This window comes from Streptomyces botrytidirepellens (assembly GCF_003721215.1).
Taxonomy (GTDB): domain Bacteria; phylum Actinomycetota; class Actinomycetes; order Streptomycetales; family Streptomycetaceae; genus Streptomyces; species Streptomyces himastatinicus.
The window spans coordinates 7,960-28,789 of sequence record NZ_RIBZ01000145.1 but is presented as its reverse complement, the minus strand read 5'-3'; the positions used below and the strand labels follow the sequence as shown (position 1 = coordinate 28,789).

Annotated in this window: 1 protein-coding gene and 1 pseudogene; both read left to right on the top strand. The window is 73.6% G+C overall.

Annotated elements, in window-relative coordinates; all coding sequences use genetic code 11:
* Positions 1 to 47: 47 nt before the first annotated feature.
* Positions 48 to 4,961 (top strand): annotated as a pseudogene (locus EEJ42_RS10860) (type I polyketide synthase); the annotation flags it as partial.
* 279 nt (positions 4,962 to 5,240) lie between these two features.
* Entirely contained in the window at positions 5,241 to 20,780 is a 15,540-nt protein-coding gene (locus EEJ42_RS10855; RefSeq protein ID WP_425472874.1) for a type I polyketide synthase, read from the top strand.
* Positions 20,781 to 20,830 lie beyond the last annotated feature (50 nt).

Below are 20,830 nucleotides of genomic sequence, written 5' to 3'. Positions count from 1 at the left end.
CCATGGCGACTGCGAACGAAGCCAAGCTCCGCGAATATCTGAAGAAGGTCACCACCGATCTCACCGCCGCCCATCGGCGTCTCCAGGAGGTCGACGAACAGGCCCATGAGCCGATCGCGATCGTGGGCATGAGCTGCCGCTTCCCCGGCGGTGTCGACACCCCCGAGGAGCTGTGGCAGCTCATGGCCTCCGGTGGCGAGGCGCAGACGGCGTTCCCCGCCGACCGGGGCTGGGACCTCCAGAACCTGTTCGACCCGGACCCGGACACCCCGGACACCACGTATACCCGCGAGGGCGGATTCCTCAGTGACGCCACCCGGTTCGACGCGGCGTTCTTCGGCATCTCGCCGCGTGAGGCGATGGCGATGGACCCGCAGCAGCGGCTGCTGCTGGAGACGTCGTGGGAGGCGTTCGAGCGGGCGGGCATCGACCCGGCCGCCCTGCGCGGCAGCCGCACCGGTGTGTTCGCGGGAATGAACGCCTCCGACTATCTGACGGTGGCGCTCGACGCGGACGACGACTTCGGCGGACACCTGGGCACGGGCAACGCCAGCAGCGTCGTCTCCGGCCGCCTCAGTTACGCCTTCGGCCTCGAAGGCCCGGCCGTCACGGTGGACACGGCCTGCTCCGCGTCCCTGGTGGCGCTGCACCTGGCGGTGCAGTCGCTGCGTCTGGACGAGTGCTCGCTGGCGCTGGCGGGCGGAGTCCATGTGATGTCCACGCCGGGGCTGTTCATCGAGTTCAGCCGTCAGCGCGGGCTGTCCAAGGACGGCCGCTGCAAGGCGTTCTCGGCCGACGCCGACGGCTTCGGCCCGGCCGAGGGCGTGGGCGTGCTGCTGCTGGAGCGGCTGTCGGACGCGCGGAAGAACGGCCACCAGGTGCTGGCCGTCGTACGGGGCTCCGCCGTCAACCAGGACGGTGCGTCCAACGGCCTCACCGCGCCCAACGGCCCGTCCCAGCGGCGCGTCATCCAGCAGGCGCTGGCCAACGCGCGGCTGTCCGGCGCCGATGTGGACGTGGTCGAGGCGCACGGCACGGGGACGTCGCTGGGCGACCCGATCGAGGCGCAGGCGCTGCTCGCCACCTACGGCGCCGACCGCCCCGAGGAACTGCCGCTGCTGCTGGGGTCGGTGAAGTCCAACATCGGCCACACCCAGGGCGCCGCGGGCATCGCGGGCGTGATGAAGATGGTGCTGGCCATGCGGCACGGTGTGGTGCCCGAGTCCCTGCACATCGCCGAACCGTCCCCGCACATCGACTGGTCCTCGGGCGCGGTCTCGCTGGTCAGGTCGGCCACGCAGTGGCCCGAGACGGGCCGTCCGCGCCGCGCGGGCATCTCCTCGTTCGGCTTCAGCGGCACCAACGCGCACACCATCATCGAGCAGGCGCCCGCCGAGGAGCGGGAGCCGGTCGAGCTGGTGGCGAAGCAGCCCGGCGTGGTGCCGTGGGTGGTGTCCGGCAAGAGCGAGGCGGCGCTGCGCGCCCAGGCCCGGCGGCTGCTGGACCGCCTCCACGACGAACCGGCGCTGCGCCCGGTGGACATGGGCCTGTCGCTGGCGACGACCCGCGCCGCGCTGGACGTACGCGGTGTCGTCCAGGGCCGGGACCGCGACGAACTGATGGCCGGGCTGACCGCCCTCGCCGAAGGCGGCATGGCGGCGGGCGTCGAGCGGGGCTCGGTCGTCGCAGGTCAGACGGCATTCGTCTTTCCGGGGCAGGGGTCCCAGTGGGTGCGGATGGGCGTGGGCCTGATGGACGCCTCGCCGGTGTTCGCCGCCCGCATCGAGGAGTGCGCCGCCGCGCTCGCGGAGTTCACCGACTGGTCGCTGGTCGATGTGCTGCGCGGCGTGGGCGGGACGCCCTCGCTGGACCGGGTGGACGTGGTCCAGCCGGTGCTGTTCGCCGTGATGGTGTCCCTGGCCGAGCTGTGGCGTTCGCTCGGCGTCGAACCGTCCGCCGTGGTCGGCCACTCGCAGGGCGAGATCGCCGCGGCGTGCGTGGCGGGCATCCTGTCGCTGAAGGACGCGGCGCGCGTGGTGGCGTTGCGCAGTCAGGCGATCGGCCGGGGGCTGGCGGGCAAGGGCGGCATGGTGTCGCTGGCGCTGCCGGTGTCGGAGGTACGGGAGCGGATCGCGGCGTGGGGTGAGGAGCGGATCTCGGTGGCGGCCGTCAACGGCCCGTCGGCCGTGGTGGTGTCGGGCGAACCGGCGGCGCTGGACGAGCTGCTGGCCTCGTGCGAGGCGGACGAGGTGCGGGCGCGCCGGGTGCCGGTGGATTACGCCTCGCACTCCGCGCAGGTGGAGCTGCTGCGCGACGAACTCCGCACGCTGCTGGCCCCCGTACAACCCAGGACCGCGCGGGTGCCGTTCCTGTCGACGGTGACGGGGGAGTGGGTCGAGGGCCCGGAGCTGGGTGCCGAGTACTGGTTCACCAACCTGCGCCGCACGGTCGAGCTGGAGGGTGCCGTACGCCGTCTCCTCGACGAGGGCTTCGGCGTGTTCATCGAGTCCAGCGCCCATCCGGTGCTGACGATGGGCGTGCAGGACACCGCCGAGGACGCCGGTGTGGACGCGGCCGCGATCGGTTCGCTGCGCCGCGACGAGGGCGGCCTCGACCGCTTCTGGGCGTCCGTCGGCGAGGCGTGGTCGCGCGGCGTCGCCGTGGACTGGCACGCGGTGTTCGACGGCACCGGAGCCCGCCGTATCGACCTGCCCACGTACGCCTTCCAGCAGCAGCGCTACTGGCCCGAGGCCGGGCCGGGGCGCGCGCCGGGGGAGAGTCGGCACGACGCCGTGGAGGCCAAGTTCTGGGCGGCGGTGGAGGCCGAGGACTGGCAGGCCCTGGCCGCCGAGCTGACCGTCGACGGCGACCAGCCGATGAGCGCCGTCCTGCCCGCCCTCGCGTCGTGGCGCAAGCGGGCCCGCGAGCAGTCCACCGTGGACGGCTGGCGCTACCGCGTGACGTGGCGGCCGCTCGCCGAGGCGCCGTCCGCGCGCCCGGGCGGCAGCTGGCTCGTCGTCGCGGCCAGCACCGACGACGCGTGGACGGCCGCCGTGACCGGCGCGCTGACCGGGCGCGGTGCCTCCGTCCAGCAGATCGTGGTGAACCCCGGCGCCGACGGCCGCGACCAGCTCGCCGAGTGGGTGCGTACCGCGCTCGCGGACGCCGATGGTGGGTTCACCGGAGTGCTGTCGCTCCTCGCACCCGCCGGGGACGCGGGGGACACTGCCCTGCCCGCCGGAGCCGCCGCCCAGCTCGCCCTGATCCAGGCGCTCGGCGACGCCGGGATCGGCGCACCGCTGTGGTGCCTGACGCAGGGAGCGGTCTCCACCGGCGGCGACGACCGGCCGGAATGCCCCGAACAGGCCCTCGTCTGGGGCCTGGGCCGGGTGGCCGCACTGGAGCACCTGGAGCGCTGGGGCGGTCTGGTCGACCTGCCCCAGGCGCCCGACGAGCAGGCGCTGTCCCGGCTCATGGGGGTCCTCGCCGCCGAGCACGACGAGGACCAGGTGGCGATCCGCGAGGCGGGCGTCTTCGGGCCGCGCCTGGTGCGCGCCCCGCTCGCCGACACGCCCCCCGTACGGTCCTGGAAGCCGTCCGGCACCACGCTGGTCACCGGCGGTACGGGGCGCCTGGGCGCGGAGGTCGCCCGCTGGCTGGCCCGCAACGGCGCCGAACACCTGGTGCTGGCGAGCCGCCGGGGCGCGGACGCGCCCGGCGCGGTGGAGTTGGAGGCCGAACTGACCGGGCTCGGCGCCAAGGTCACCCTCGCCGCCTGCGATGTGACCGACCGCGCCGCGCTCGCCGATACCCTCGCCGCCATCCCGGCCGACCAGCCGCTGACGGCCGTCATGCACACCGCCGCGGTCATCGAGGACGGGGTGATCGAGGGGCTGACCGCGGATCAGGCCGAGCGTGTGCTGCGGCTCAAGGTGGACGCCACGCGCCATCTGCACGAGCTGACGCGGGAGCTGGACCTGACCGCGTTCGTGCTGTTCTCGCACTTCTCCGCGACGTTCGGCGCACCGGGCCAGGGCAACCAGGCGCCCGGCAACGCGTTCCTGCACAGCTTCGCCGAGCAGCGCCGCGCGGACGGGCTGCCCGCCACCACCGTCTCCTGGGGCCCGTGGGGCGACGGCGGCACGGTGGACGGCGCCACCGGCGACCGGATGCGCCGCCACGGCATCAACGAGATGGCGCCGCTGCCGGCCACCGCCGCGCTCCAGCACGCCCTGGACCGGGACGAGACGGCGCTCACCGTCATCGCCATGGACTGGCGCCGCTTCACCCTCGCCTTCACCGCCGACCGGCCGCGGCCGCTGCTGGACGAACTGCCCGAGGCGCGCGAGGTCGTGGCGGAGATGCGGGCCGACGCGGCCGACGAGGCCGCCGCCGGGGAGGCGCTGGCCGGTCAGCTCGCGACGCTGCCGGAGACCGAGCGCGAGCGGGTGCTGCTGGAACTGGTCCGTGGCGCGGTCGCCGCCGTGCTGGGGCACTCCGGGGCCGAGGCGATCGAGGCGGGCCGGGCGTTCAAGGACCTGGGCTTCGACTCGCTCACCGCGGTCGAACTCCGCAACCGGCTGGGCACGGCCAGTGGGCTCAAGCTGCCGCCGACCCTCATCTTCGACCACCCGACCCCGGCCGCCGTGGCGGCCCATATGCGGGCCGAGATCGCGCCCGACGCGGCGGCCACCGGCGCCCCGGTGCTCGAAGAACTCGACAAGCTGGAGACGGTGCTCGCCGACAGCGCACCCGACAACATCACCCGGGCGCGCATCACCATGCGCCTCCAGTCGCTGCTGGCGAAGTGGAACGAGTCCGACGACACGGCGGCCCCGGCCGAGCCCGCGGCGGCCCCGTCCGAGGCCCTCGCCCAGGGTGCGGCCGAGGCCGATCAGCTTCAGTCGGCCAGCGACGAAGAGCTGTTCGCATTCATCAACAAGGGTCTGGGAAGGGCATGACGAGAATTCTGCTATTGACGTCGTTCTCGATGTCGGACAGGATTTTCCTCACCCTTGAATAGAGTTCTCCAATACCGGCTGCCCCCTATCGAGACCCTGGGTCACCAGGGGGTCATAGGGGGCAGCTAGGGGTTGTCGGGAGGGTTAACCCGCGCATAGCCTCTCGTGGAGAAGTCGACTAATTGGTTGTTGGTTACCGGCTCCCCTGTTGAGGATCTGTGGAGCATTTCCGATGCCGTCTGCCGTAAATGGATTGCGTAAATGGCGAATGAAGAGACGCTGCGGGACTACCTCAAGCTGGTAACGGCGGATCTGCATCAGACTCGCCTCCGCCTGCAAGAGGCCGAGGCGAAGAACCACGACCCCATCGCCATCGTGGGGATCGGCTGCCGTTATCCCGGAGGCGTCCGGTCGCCCGAGGACCTGTGGCGCATCGTCAGCGAAGGCGTCGACGCGGTCAGCGACTTCCCGGTCGACCGCGGGTGGAATGTCGACAGGATGTACCACCCGGACCCGGACCACCCCGGCACCAGTTATGTGCACGAGGGCGGATTCGTCGACGGAATCGCCGACTTCGACCCGTCGCTGTTCGGCATCAGCCCCCGTGAAGCGCTCGGCATGGACCCCCAGCAGCGGCTGCTGCTGGAAACCTCCTGGGAAGCCTTCGAGCGGGCCGGAATCGACCCGCTTTCGGCGCGCGGCAAGCAGGTCGGCGTATTCGTCGGCACCAGCAACCACGACTATCTCGGGGCGATCCTCAGCTCCAACGAAAACTTCGAGGGCTACTTCGGCACCGGCAACGCCGCGAGCGTCGCCTCCGGCCGCCTCTCGTACACCTTCGGCTTCGAGGGCCCGGCGGTCACCGTCGACACCGCCTGCTCGTCGTCCCTGGTGGCGCTCCACCTCGCCGTCCAGGCGCTGCGCCAGGGCGAATGCTCGCTCGCCCTGGCCGGCGGCGCGACCCTGATGTGCGCGCCCGGTGTCTTCGTCGACTACAGCAAGATGCGCGGGCTGGCCCTCGACGGCCGCTCCAAGCCCTTCGCCCCGGAGGCCGACGGCTTCTGCCTCGGTGAGGGCGTCGGCATCCTGCTGGTCGAGCGGCTGTCGGACGCCCAGCGCAAGGGCCACCCGGTGCTCGCCGTGGTCCGCGGCTCCGCCGTCAACCAGGACGGCGCGAGCAACGGCCTCACCTCCCCCAACGGCCCCTCGCAGCAGCGCGTCATCCTCCAGGCGCTCGCCAACGCCCGGCTCTCCCCGGACCAGGTCGACGCCGTCGAGGCACACGGCACCGGCACCGCCCTGGGCGACCCGATCGAGGCACAGGCGCTGCTCGCCACGTACGGCCAGGACCGGCCCGCGGGCAAGCCGCTGCTGATCGGCTCCATCAAGTCCAACATCGGCCACGCGCAGGCGGGCGCCGGTGTCGGCGGCGTCATCAAGATGGTCATGGCCATGCGCCACGGGGCGCTGCCCAAGACCCTCCACCTCACCGAGCCCACCCCGCACGTCGACTGGACCGCCGGGGACGTCGAACTGCTCACCGCCACCCGCGAGTGGGCGCACGACCCGGAGGGCGCCGAGCCGCGCCGCGCGGGGGTGTCGTCGTTCGGCATGAGCGGCACCAACGTGCACACCATCCTGGAGGAGGCCCCCGCCCCGGCCACCTCCGCGGCTCCCGCCCCGGCCGATGTCGTGAAGCCGGAAACGCCGCAGGCCACGCCGGTCCTGACGCCGGTCGCGCTGTCCGGCAAGAGCCAGGACGCGCTGCGCGCCCAGGCCGCCCAGCTGCACGCGCACCTCACCGCGAACCCCGGCCACCGCCCCGCCGACATCGGCTACTCGCAGGCCGTCACCCGCGCCGCGCTCGACCGCCGCGCCGTGGTCGCCGCGGCCGACCGGGACGAACTGCTCGCGGGCCTCGCGGCGCTCGCCGAGGGCCGCCACCACCCCGAGGTCACCGAGGGCCTGGCCGTCGAGGGCAACATCGCGTTCCTCTTCACCGGCCAGGGCAGCCAGCGGCTCGGCATGGGCCGCGAACTGTACGAGAACCACCCGGTGTTCGCCGAGGCGCTGGACGCGGTCTGCGCCCAGCTCGACCGGTTCCTCGACCGGCCGCTGAAGGACGTGCTGTTCGGCGACGACGCCGCGGCGCTCGACCGGACCGGCTACACCCAGCCCGCCCTGTTTGCCGTCGAGGTGGCGCTGTTCCGCCTCGTCGAGTCGTGGGGCCTGCTGCCCGACTTCCTCTGCGGCCACTCCATCGGCGAGATCGCCGCCGCCCACGTGGCCGGGGTGCTGTCCCTCACCCACGCGTCCGCCCTGGTCGCCGCGCGCAGCCAGCTCATGCAGCAACTCCCCGGCGGCGGCGCGATGATCGCCGTGCAGGCGTCCGAGGACGAGGTGGCGCCGCTGCTGAGCGAGCGCGTCTCGATCGCCGCCCTCAACGGCCCGACGTCGGTCGTGGTCGCGGGCGACGAGGACGCGGCTCTGGAGATCGCGGCGAGCTTTGAGGCACAGGGTCGCAAGACCAAGCGGCTCACCGTCAGCCACGCGTTCCACTCCCCGCACATGGACGCGATGCTGGACAACTTCCGCCAGGTCGCCCAGCGCCTCACCTACGAGGCCCCGCAGATCCCCATCGTCTCCAACCTCACCGGCGACCTGGTGAGCGCCGACGAGATCACCACGCCCGAGTTCTGGGTCCGCCACGTCCGCGAGGCCGTCCGCTTCCTCGACGGCGTGCGCCGCCTCGAGGACCTCGGCGTGACCACCTTCGTCGAACTGGGCCCCGACGGGATCCTCTCGGCCATGGCGCAGGAGTGCGTGACCGAGGCGAAGACCAGGACGTTCGCGTTCCTGCCCGCCCTGCGCCCCGGCCGCCCCGAATCCCGCACCGTCCACCAGGCGCTCGCCCACGCCCACGTCCGCGGCGTCCCGGTCGACTGGAACGCGTACTACGCGGGCACCGGCGCCCGCCGCGTCGACCTGCCCACCTACGCCTTCCAGCGGCAGCGCTACTGGCCCGCCAACCCCTTCTCGTACGGGGAGGAGTCCGCAGCCGGGACCAGCGCACCGGCCGTCGCCGACGCCCGGTTCTGGGAGGTCGTCCACAGCGAGGACCTGGCCGCCCTGGTCGACACCCTCGGGCTCGACGGCGACCAGCCGCTCAGCGAGGTGCTGCCCGCGCTGTCCGCGTGGCGCCACCGCAACCACGTCGACACCACCGTCAACGGCTCGCGCTACCGCACCACCTGGAAGCCGCTGCCGTCGTTCCAGGCCCCGCCCCTCACCGGCACCTGGCTCGTCGCCACCCCCGCCGGACACGACGGCCACCCCTGGATCGCCGGGCCGCTGCGGGTCCTGGCCGAACGCGGCATACGCGTCCACCAGATCACCGTCGACGGCACCACCGACGACCGCGCCACGGTCGCCGAACACCTCCGCGCCGCCCTGGAGCCGGGCGAGGCGGCGCGTATCGACGGCGTGCTGTCCCTCCTCGGCCTCGACGAGCGCCCCCACACCGCGCACCCCGCGCTCACCGCCGGACTCGCGGGCACCCTCGCCCTCGTCCAGGCCCTCGGCGACGCCGGTACCGACGCCCCGGTGTGGTCCGCCACCCGCGGCGCCGTCTCCGTCAGCCGCTCCGACCGGCTCACCAGCGCCGCCCAGGCCCAGGTCTGGGGCCTCGGCCGCACCGTCGCCCTCGAACAGCCCGACCGCTGGGCCGGTTCGATCGACCTCCCCGAGACCGCCGACGACCGCGCCCTCGCCCGGCTCGCCGACATCCTCGCCGGACCCGACGCACTCCGCGACGAGGACCACCTCGCGATCCGCCCCCAGGGCGTCCACGCCCGCAGGCTGGCCCGCGCACCGCACCACGAGACCACCGGCGACGGCTGGTCCACCCACGGCACCGCACTGATCACCGGCGGCACCGGCGCCCTCGGCGCCCACGTCGCCCGCTGGCTGGTCGCCCACGGCACCGACCACGTGCTGCTCGCCGGGCGCCGCGGCCCCGACGCCCCCGGCGCGAACGAGCTGGCCAACGAACTCACCGCCCAGGGCGCCGAGGTCACCATCGCCGCCTGCGACGTCGCCGACCGCGACGCCCTCGCCGCGCTCCTCGCGACCGTACCGGCGGAACACCCGCTGACCACCGTCGTCCACGCCGCCGGTGTGCTGGACGACGGCGTGCTCGACGCCCAGACCCCGCAGCGGCTGGCCGACGTGCTGCGCGCCAAGGCCGACGCCGCACGCCACCTGGACGAGCTGACCCGCGGACACGACCTGTCCGCCTTCGTGCTGTTCTCCTCCATGGCCGCCACCTTCGGCGCCGCCGGCCAGGCCAACTACGTGGCCGCCAACGCCTACCTCGACGCGCTCGCCGAACAGCGCCGCGCCGAGGGCCTGCCCGCCACCTCCATCGCCTGGGGCGCCTGGGCCGACGGCGGCATGGCCACCGACGAACTCGTCGCCGAACGGCTCCGGCAGTCCGGGCTGCCCGCCCTCGACCCGGAAGCCGCGACCACCGCCCTGGGCGCCGCGCTCGACCTGGGCGAGACGTTCTCCCTCGTCGTGGACATCGACTGGGACCGCTTCGCGCCCGGCCTCACCGCCAACCGCCCCAACCCGCTGATCGCCGACCTCCCCGACGCCCGGCGCGCCCTCGACGCGGCCCGCGCCGCCGGTGCGGCCGCCCCCGGCGCCACGCCCGGCGACCCGTCGTCGCTGGCGCGGGAGCTGGCCGGTGCCGCGACCGACGAGGAACGCGACCAGCTCGCCCTGGACTTCGTCCGCACCCAGGTGGCCGTTGTCCTCGGCTACCCCGGGCCGGACTCCGTGGAGCCCAGCCGCGCCTTCCGCGACCTCGGCTTCGACTCGCTCACCGCGGTCGAGATCCGCAACCTGCTCGGCACGCTCACCGGGCTGCGGCTGCCCGCCACCATCATCTTCGACTACCCGACGCCGATCGCCCTCGCCGACCACCTCCAGGCCGAACTCATCGGCTCGCGCCCGGCCGTCACCGGCGCGTCGTCCGTGGGCGTGGCCGTCGACGACGACCCGATCGCGATCGTCGGCATGAGCTGCCGCTTCCCGGGCGGTGTCCGCACCCCCGAGGAGCTGTGGCGGCTGCTGTCCTCCGGGCAGGACGCGGTGACGGACTTCCCGGCCGACCGCGGCTGGGACGTCGAGTCGCTGTACGACCCGGAGTCCGCAGCCGAGCACACCAGCTATGTGCGCGAGGGTGGATTCCTCGCGGACGCCGCCGAGTTCGACCCCGTCTTCTTCGGGATCTCGCCGCGCGAGGCCCTGGCCATGGACCCGCAGCAGCGGTTGCTGCTGGAGACGTCGTGGGAGGCGTTCGAGCGGGCGGGCATCGACCCGACGACGCTGCGCGGTCAGCAGGTCGGCGTGTTCGCCGGTACGAACGGCCAGGACTACCTGCCCGTGATCCTCGCCGCCCCCGATGGGTCGGAAGGCTTCATGGGCACGGGCAACGCGGCCAGTGTGATGTCCGGCCGGGTGTCGTACGCGCTGGGCCTTGAGGGCCCGGCGGTGACGGTCGACACGGCGTGCTCGTCGTCGCTGGTGGCGTTGCACTGGGCGATTCAGGCGTTGCGGGCGGGTGAGTGCTCGTTGGCGCTGGCCGGTGGTGTGACGGTGATGTCGACGCCGGGTTCGTTCGTGGACTTCAGCCGTCAGCGGGGGCTTGCGGCCGATGGCCGTATCAAGGCGTTCGCGGCCGGGGCCGATGGCACCGGCTGGGGCGAGGGCGTGGGCATGCTGCTCGTGGAGCGGCTGTCCGAGGCCCGGCGCAACGGCCACCCGGTGCTCGCCGTCGTGCGCGGCTCGGCCATCAACCAGGACGGTGCGTCCAATGGTCTGACGGCGCCGAACGGCCCCTCGCAGCAGCGTGTCATCCGGCAGGCGCTGGCCGGTGCGGGTCTGTCCGCCGCCGAGGTGGACGCGGTCGAGGCGCACGGGACGGGCACCCGGCTGGGCGACCCGATCGAGGCGCAGGCGCTGCTTGCCACGTACGGCCAGGACCGCGACGCGGACCGGCCCCTGCTGCTGGGCTCCATCAAGTCCAACTTCGGTCACACGCAGGCCGCGGCCGGTGTGGCGGGCGTGATGAAGATGGTGCTGGCGTTGCAACACGGCGTGCTGCCGCAGACCCTCAACGTCGACGAGCCGACACCCGAGGTCGACTGGTCGGCGGGCGCGGTCGCGCTGCTGACGGAGGCGCGGGAGTGGCCGGAGACCGGCCGTCCGCGCCGGGCCGCGGTGTCCTCGTTCGGCATCAGCGGCACCAACGCGCACACCATCATCGAGCAGGCCCCGGCCCTTGATGAGGAAGCCGAGACGGTCTCCCGGACCGGCGGCCCCGCCGCCTGGGTGCTGTCGGCCAAGACCCCCGAAGCGCTGCGCGACCAGGCCGCCCAGCTGCGCGCACACCTCGACTCCCGCCCCGAGCTGGACGACGGCGACGTGGCGTTCACGCTCGCCACGCGCCGTACGGCCTTCGAGGAGCGGGCCGCGCTGGTCGCCGACGACCGCGCCGGGCTGCTGACCGCTCTGGACGCGCTGGCAGCGGGCGAGTCCGCCCCGGGCCTGGTCGAGGGCTCGGTGGCCGGTGGCAAGGTGGCGTTCCTGTTCACGGGCCAGGGCAGCCAGCGGCTGGGCATGGGCCGCGAGCTGTACGAGGCGTACCCGGTGTTCGCGGACGCGTTGGACGAGGTGTGTGCCCACTTGGACGTGCATCTGGAACGGCCGCTGCGTGACGTCCTGTTCGGGGACGACGCTGCGGCGCTGGACCAGACCGGCTTCACCCAGCCCGCGCTGTTCGCGGTCGAGGTGGCGCTGTTCCGGCTGGTCGAGGCGTGGGGTGTGAAGGCGGACTTCCTGTCCGGCCACTCCATCGGTGAGTTGGCTGCCGCGCATGTGGCGGGTGTGCTGTCGCTGGAGGACGCCGCCGCGTTGGTGGCGGCGCGTGGTCGCCTGATGCAGGAGCTTCCGGCCGGTGGCGCGATGATCGCCATTCAGGCTTCGGAGGACGAGGTGGCGCCGCTCCTGACCGAGCGCGTCAGCATCGCCGCCCTCAACGGGCCGACGTCGGTGGTCATCGCGGGTGACGAGGACGCGGCTGCCGAGATTGCGGCGGACTTCGAGGCGCAGGGTCGTAAGACCAAGCGGCTCACGGTCAGCCACGCGTTCCATTCGCCGCGTATGGACGGGATGCTGGAGGCGTTCCGTGAGGTTGCGGAGGGGCTGTCGTACGAGGCTCCGCGCATCCCGATCGTCTCCAACCTGACCGGTGCCGTGGTGTCCGCCGAGGAGATCGCGACCGCCGACTTCTGGGTGCGCCATGTCCGCGAGGCGGTCCGCTTCCTGGACGGCGTGCGCACCCTCGAAGCCCAGGGCGTCACCACCTACGTCGAACTGGGCCCCGACGGTGTGCTCACCGCCATGGCCCAGGAGTGCGTGTCTGGCGAGGAGGCGGCCTTCGCCTCCGTCTGCCGCAAGGACCGCCCCGAGGCCGGGACGCTGCTGTCGGCCGTCGCGCGGGCGCACGTCCGTGGCGTGGCGGTGGACTGGGCTGCGTTCTACGCCGGTACGGGCGCCGCGCAGGTCGAGTTGCCCACGTACGCCTTCCAGCGGCAGCGCTACTGGCCGAAGGTGTCGCCGCTGTTCCTCGGCGATGTGGCCGCGGTGGGCCTGGGCGAGGCCGAACACCCGCTGCTCGGCGCGAGCGCCGAACTGCCGGACTCGGACGGGACGCTGTTCACCGGCCGACTTGCCCTGTCCACCCACCCCTGGCTCGCGGGTCACACGATCCTGGACAGCGTGCTGCTGCCGGGCACCGCGTTCGTGGAGCTGGCGATCCGCGCCGGTGACCAGGTCGGCTGCGACTACCTCGAAGAACTGACCCTCGAAGCGCCGCTGGTCCTGCCCGAGCAGGGCGGTGTGCAGCTACGGCTCTCGGTGGGCGCGGCCGACGAGTTGGGCCGCCGCCCACTGACGCTGCACTCGCGCCTGGAGAGCCTGCCCGCCGAGGAGCCGTGGACCCGGCACGCGACCGGTGTCCTGGCGTCGGGTGGTCGTCCGGAGGCGATGTTCGAGCTGGGCGCCTGGCCGCCCGCCGACGCCACCGAGATCGACCTCGAAGGCCGCTACGACGGCCTGCTGGACATCGGTTTCGCGTACGGCCCGGAGTTCCGGGGCCTACGCAGGGCGTGGCAGCGCAACGGCGAGGTGTTCGCCGAGGTGGCGCTGCCCGAGGACGTGGCGGAGGATGCCGCCGCGTTCGGTCTGCATCCGGCGCTGCTGGACTCCGCCCTGCACGCCATCGGGCTCGACGGCCTGGGCAACACGGGCGGCGAGGGGCGGCTGCCGTTCGCCTGGACCGGGGTGTCGCTGTACGCGAGCGGCGCGTCGGCGCTGCGCGTCCACCTGGTGCCCGCGGGCAACGACGGCGTGCGGCTGGAGATCGCCGACACCACCGGCGCGCCGGTCGGGGCCGTCGAGACGCTGGGGCTGCGCCCGGTGTCGGCCGAGCAGCTCCGGAGCGCGCGTACGGCGTACCGCGAGTCGCTGTTCCGCCTGGAGTGGACGGCGTCCGGGCCCGTGGCCTTGACGGACGCCCCGGTCGAGGGCCGGTGGGCCGTCCTGGGCACGGACACGCCGGGGCTCGGCGGCACGGCGTACGCGGACCTCGCGGCGCTGGCCGAGGCCGTCGCCTCGGGCACGGTTCCGTCGCCCGAGTACGTCGTCGTGGCGCCGTCCACGGATGGTGGCGACGTTGCCGCGGGCGCGCACCGGGCCGCCGCCGAGGCGCTGGCCACCGTCCAGCAGTGGCTGGGCGAGGAGCGGTTCGGGGACGCCCCGCTGGTGGTCGTGACCCGTGGCGCGGTGGCCGCCGACGCCGGTGAGCCGGTGGCGGACCCGGCCGGTGCGGCCGTCTGGGGTCTGCTGCGCTCGGCGCAGTCCGAGAACCCGGGCCGTTTCGTCCTGGTGGATGTGGACGACCGTGACGAGTCGGCGCAGGCGCTGCCCGCCGCCGTGGCGTCGGGCGAGCCGCAGCTTGCGATCCGCGCGGGTGTGGTGTCGACGCCACGGCTGTCGCGGGTGCCCATGGAGTCGGGCGAGCCGGGGGCGGACGACGCCCGTGGCCTGGACCCCGAGGGCACGGTGCTGGTGACCGGTGCGTCCGGTTCGCTGGGCGGGCTGGTGGCGCGCCATCTGGTGGCGGAGCGTGACGTACGGCAGCTGCTGCTGGTGAGCCGCCGCGGCGAGCAGGCGCCGGGTGCGGCCGAACTGACCGCAGAGCTGGCCGAGCTGGGCGCTCAGGTGCGCTGGGCCGCGTGTGATGTGGCGGACCGGGACGCGCTCGCAGCGACGCTCGCCACCGTCCCCGCCGAGCATCCGCTGACGGCCGTGGTCCACACGGCCGGTGTGCTGGACGACGGCGTGATCGGGTCGCTGACGCCCGAGCGCATCGACCACGTCATGCGCCCGAAGGTGGACGCGGCGTGGAATCTGCACCAGCTGACGGCGGACCTCGACCTCGCGGCCTTTGTCCTGTTCTCGTCCTCCTCCGGCGTGTTCGGCGGCCCGGGACAGGGCAACTACGCCGCATCCAACGCCTTCCTCGACGCACTCGCCCAGCACCGCGCCGCACACCTTCTGCCCGCCACCTCGCTGGCCTGGGGCCTGTGGGCCGGTGCCGGTATGGGCGACACCCTGGACGAGGCCGACATCAACCGCATGCGGCGGGCCGGACTTCCGCCGCTGCCGGTGGCGGACGGCCTCGCGCTGCTCGACACCGCGCTGACCGTGAACGCGGCGTCGCTGGTGCCGATGCGGGTGGACCTCGCGGCGCTGCGCAACCAGCCCGCCATCTCGCCCCTCTTCCGCGGCCTGGTGCGCATCCCCGCGCGGCGCGCGGTGGACGCGGTCGCGGCCGGTGGCGACGCCGGTCTTGCCGGGCGGCTGGCCGGGCTGAGCGTGGCGGAGCAGGAGCGGCTGCTGTTGGACCTGGTCCGCGCGCAGGTGGCGACCGTACTGGGCTACGCGGGCGCGGACACCATTGGCTCCGGGCGGGCGTTCAAGGATCTGGGCTTCGACTCGCTGACGGCGGTCGAGCTGCGTAATCAGCTCAATTCCGTCACCGGGCTGCGGCTGCCCGCCACCCTCATCTTCGACTACCCGGACCCGCAGGTGCTGGCCCGCCATCTGCGGACCGAGCTGGTGGGCGAGGAGCAGCAGACGGCGATACACACGCCGGTGCCGGTCACCGCCGCCACCGACGACGACCCGATCGCCATCGTGGCGATGAGCTGCCGCTACCCCGGCGGGGTCACCACCCCCGAGGAGCTGTGGCAGATGCTCGCCGCGGGCGAGGACGGCATCACGCGCTTCCCGGACAACCGCGGCTGGGACCTCGACGCCCTGTACGACCCGGACCCGGAGACCCCGGGCACCTCGTACGCCCGCGACGGCGGATTCCTGCACGACGCCGCCGAGTTCGACCCGGCGTTCTTCGGGATCTCGCCGCGCGAGGCGCTCGCCATGGACCCGCAGCAGCGGCTGCTGCTGGAGACCACCTGGGAGGCGTTCGAGCGCGCGGGCATCGACCCGTCGTCCGTACGCGGCAGCAAGACCGGTGTGTTCGCGGGCGTCATGTACCACGACTACGGATCCCGGCTGCACTCCGTGCCGGACGGGGTCGAGGGCTACCTCGGCACCGGCAGCTCCAGCAGCGTGGTGTCCGGCCGCGTCGCGTACACCTTCGGCCTGGAGGGCCCGGCCGTCACGGTCGACACGGCCTGCTCGTCGTCGCTGGTGGCGCTGCACCTGGCCGCACAGGCACTGCGCAACGGCGAATGCTCGCTGGCGCTGGCCGGTGGTGTCACGGTGATGTTCACCCCGGGTACGTTCATCGACTTCAGCCGCCAGCGCGGGCTGGCCCGCGACGGCCGCTGCAAGTCGTTCGCGTCGGCCGCCGACGGCACCGGCTGGGGCGAGGGCGCGGGCATGCTGCTGCTGGAGCGGCTGTCCGACGCTCGGAAGAACGGCCACGAGGTGCTGGCCGTCGTGCGCGGCAGCGCCGTCAACCAGGACGGTGCGTCGAACGGTCTGACGGCGCCGAACGGCCCGTCGCAGCAGCGCGTCATCCGGCAGGCCCTCGCCAACGCCCGCCTGGCCACCGGCGAGGTCGACGTGGTCGAGGCGCACGGCACGGGGACGACGCTGGGCGACCCGATCGAGGCGCAGGCGCTGCTCGCCACGTACGGCCGGGAGCGGGACGCGGAGCAGCCGCTGTGGCTCGGCTCCGTCAAGTCCAACCTGGGCCACACCCAGGCCGCCTCCGGTGTCGCCGGTGTCATCAAGATGGTGCTGTCGATGCGCCACGGTGTGCTGCCGCGCACCCTGCATGTGGACGAGCCGTCGCCGCACGTCGACTGGGAGGCGGGCGCGGTCTCGCTGCTCACCGAACAGCAGCCGTGGCCGGAGACCGGCCGCCCGCGCCGCGCCGCGGTGTCGTCGTTCGGCATCAGCGGCACCAACGCGCACGCCATCATCGAGCAGCCGCCCGCCTCCGAGGCCGACGAGGCCCCGGCGGACACCACGGCCCTGCCGTACGTCCCCGTGCTGCTCTCGGCACGCGACGAGGACGCCCTGCGCGCCCAGGCGCGGCGGCTGCGCTCGCGGATCGCCACCGGCACTGATCTCACCGACCTCGGGTTCTCCCTTGCGACGACCCGCGCCGCGCTCGAACACCGCGTCGCCCTGGTCGCCGACGGCCAGGACGAGGTGCTGGGCGCGCTGGACGCGCTGGCGCGCGGCGAGCACCCGGCGGCAGAGCTGCGCGGGGTCGCCGCCGACGGTGGCAAGGTGGCGTTCCTGTTCACGGGGCAGGGCAGCCAGCGGCTCGGCATGGGCCGCGAGCTGTACGCGACGTTCCCGGTGTTCGCGGAGGCGCTTGACGAGGTGTGCGACGCGCTGGACCCGCACCTCGAACGGCCGCTGAAGACGGTGGTGTTCGGGGACGATGCCTCGGTGCTGGACCGGACCGGCTTCACCCAGCCCGCGCTGTTCGCGGTCGAGGTGGCGCTGTTCCGGCTGGTCGAGGCGTGGGGGCTGCGTGCGGACTTCCTCTCCGGGCACTCCATTGGCGAGCTGGCTGCCGCGCACGTGGCGGGTGTGCTCTCCCTCGCGGACGCGGCGAAGCTGGTCGCGGCGCGTGGCCGTCTGATGCAGGAACTCCCCGCCGGTGGCGCGATGGTCGCGGTGCAGGCGTCGGAGGACGAGGTGGCGCCACTGCTCACCGAGCGCGTCAGCATCGCCGCCCTCAACGGCCCCACGTCGGTGGTCATCGCGGGTGACGAGGACGCCGCTCTGGAGATCGCGGCGTCCTTCGAGGTGCAGGGTCGTAAGACCAAGCGCCTCACCGTCAGCCACGCCTTCCACTCGCCGCGCATGGACGCCATGCTCGCGGACTTCCGCAAGGTCGCGGAGGGCCTGACGTTCAACGCCCCGACGATCCCGCTGGTCTCCTGCCTCACCGGCACCGTGACCACGGCCGACGAGATCCGCATGCCGGACTTCTGGGTCCGCCATGTCCGCGAGTCCGTCCGCTTCGTCGACGGTGTGCGCACCCTGCGCGACAACGGGGTGACCACCTTCGTGGAACTCGGCCCCGACGGGGTGCTCTCCGCGATGGGCGAGAACTGCCTCGCCGAGACGGAAGCCGAATCAGAGAACGACGGCGACCGGGCGGCGTTCGTCCCCGCCCTGCGCAACGGCCGCCCCGAGGCCCAGGCGCTGGCCACCGCCCTCGCGCAGCTCCATGTGCGGGGCGTGGCCCTGGACTGGGCGTCCGTCTACGCCGGGCGCGGCGCCCGCCGCGTCGAGCTGCCGACGTACCCCTTCCAGCGTCAGCGCTACTGGCTCGACGTGGGCATCTCCGCCGAGGACGTGGCCTTCGCGGGCCTCGGCACGGCGGGTCACCCGCTGCTGGGCGCGGCGGTGGAACTGCCCGACACCGGCGGCTTCGTGTTCACCGGACGGCTGTCGCTGCTGACGCACCCCTGGCTGGCCGACCACGCCGTCATGGACACCGTCCTGCTGCCCGGCACCGCCTTCGTCGAACTCGCCCTGCGGGCCGGTGAGGAGGCGGGCTGCGACACGATCGAGGAGCTGACCCTCCAGGCCCCGCTGATCGTGCCCGAACAGGGCGCCGTACAGCTGCGGCTGGAGCTGGCCGCGGCCGACGGGACGGGGCGGCGCCAGCTGACCCTGCACTCCCGCCGGGAGGACGTCCCCGCCGACGAGCCGTGGATCCGGCACGCCACCGGTTTCCTCACCCCGGGCGCGCCCGCTGAGCAGGTGGCGGACGTCGACCTCACCGTGTGGCCGCCCGCCGACGCGACCGCCCTCGAAACCGAGGCGTTCTACGAGCACGCGGCCGCCGCCGGACTCGGCTACGGCCCGGTCTTCCAGGGCCTGCACGACGCCTGGCGGCGCGGCGACGAGCTGTTCGCGACCATCCGGCTGCCGCGCGGCCAGGAGCCCGAGGCCGCCACGTACGGCGTGCATCCCGCCCTGCTGGACGCCGCCCTGCACACCCTCGGCCTCGATACGCCGGACGGCGCGGAGAGCGAGGGCGCGCGGCTGCCGTTCGCGTGGACGGGCGTACGGCTGCACACCGGGGGCGCCGCATCGCTGCGCGTACGGCTGCGCCCGGCCGCCGAAGGCGTGTCGCTCCACCTCGCGGACGGCACCGGCACCGCCGTCGCCACCATCGACGGCCTGGTGCTGCGCCCGCTGTCGGCCGACCAGCTGAACGCCTCGCGCGCCGCGTACCACGAGTCGCTGTTCCGCCCGGAGTGGACGGCCCTGTCGACCCCCGTGTCCGCCACCGGCATCCCGGTCGGCGAACGCTGGGTGACCCTCGGCGCCGACGCCGCCTTCACGGCCGCGGGCGAGCGGCTGGACGATTACCCGCACCTGACCGCCCTCACCGACGCGCTCGACGGAGACGGCACCGCGCCCGACGTGGTGCTCGTCCCCCTCACCGGGGGCGGGGCGTCGCTGCCCGAGGCGGCCAAGGCCGCCGCCCGGGACGCCCTGGACCTCGTCCAGGCGTGGCTGGGCGACCAGCGGTTCGCCGACACCCGCCTGGTGTTCGTGACCCGTGGCGCGGTCGCGGCACGCCCCGGTGAGGACATCGCCGACCTGCCCCACACCACCGTCTGGGGCCTGGTGAAGTCCGCCCAGTCGGAGAACCCGGGCCGGTTCGTGCTGGTGGACGTCGACGGCACCGACGCCTCCCAGCGCGCCCTGCCGACGGTGCTCACCACCGACGAACCGCAACTCGCGCTGCGCTCCGGCACCGCACACGCCTACCGCCTCGCCCGGGTCCCGGCCCAGCCGGACACCCCGCAACCGGCCGGATTCGGCGACCCGCAGGGCACCGTGCTGCTCAGCGGCGCGAGCGGCGCCCTGGGCGGCCTGTTCGCCCGCCACCTGGTGGCCGAGCGCGGCGTACGGCAGCTGCTGCTGCTCAGCAGGCGCGGCGGCGACGCCCCCGGCGCGGCCGAACTCGCCGCTGAGCTGGGCGCGTTGGGCGCCACGGTGACCTGGGCGGCCTGCGACACCGCCGACCGGGACGCCCTGGCCGCCGTCCTTGCCGCGATCCCGGCCGAGCACCCGCTCACCGCCGTGGTGCACACCGCGGGCGTTCTGGACGACGGTGTGATCAGCTCGCTGACCGGCGAGCGGATCGACGCGGTGCTGCGCCCCAAGGTGGACGCCGCGTGGAACCTGCACGAGCTGACCCGCGAGCTGGACCTGTCCGCGTTCGTGCTCTTCTCCTCGGCCGCCGGAGCCTTCGGCAGCTCGGGACAGGGCAACTACGCCGCGGCGAACACCTTCCTGGACGCGCTCGCCCAGCACCGCGCGACGCACGGCCTGCCCGCGTCGTCGCTGGCCTGGGGCCTGTGGGCGGCGGCCGACGGCATGGCGGGCAGCCTGGAGTCCACCGACGTGAGCCGCATCTCGCGCGGTGGCTACGAGGCGCTGCCGCAGGACGAGGGCCTGGCCCTGTTCGACGTGGCAGGCACCCTCGCCGAGGCCGTGTTCGTCCCCATCCGCATCGACACCGGCGCCCTGCGCGGCCAGGCCGCCGCCGGACTGCTGCCGCCGCTGCTGCGCGGCCTGGTCCGTACCCCCGTACGGCGCTCCGCCGACACCGGAGCCACCGGTGCCGCCGGAACCGCGGCCGACTCCGGTGCCGGTTCGCTCACCGAGCGGCTCGCGGGCCTGTCGGACACCGAACGCGACCGCGAGCTGCTGGAGCTCGTACGGACCCATGTGGCGGCCGTCCTCGGACACGCCACACCCGACGACGTCGACGCCGGTCGTGGCTTCCTCGACCTGGGCTTCGACTCGCTCACCGCCGTGGATCTGCGCAACCGACTGGGCGCCGCCGCCGGACTGCGGCTGCCGGTCACGCTGATCTTCGACTACCCGACGCCCACCGCCCTCGCCGGGTATCTGCGCGAGGAACTCGGCCTGGACACCACGGCCGCACACCAGCCCGTGCACGCGGAACTCGACAAGCTGGAAGCGATCCTCGCCACGATCGCCCCCGACGACGCCGAGAGCCCCGGCATCACCACCCGCCTGCGCGACCTCCTGTCGAAGTGGAATGAAACGCACAGTGCTACGGACAGCACCGCACAAGACCGTGAAATCCAGTCCGCGACAGCAGACGAGATCTTCGATCTCCTCGACGACGAGCTCGGGCTCTCCTGACCGGCTCCACAAGAGCTTTCGGACTCATCTCAGCACCGCGGAGACGGCGT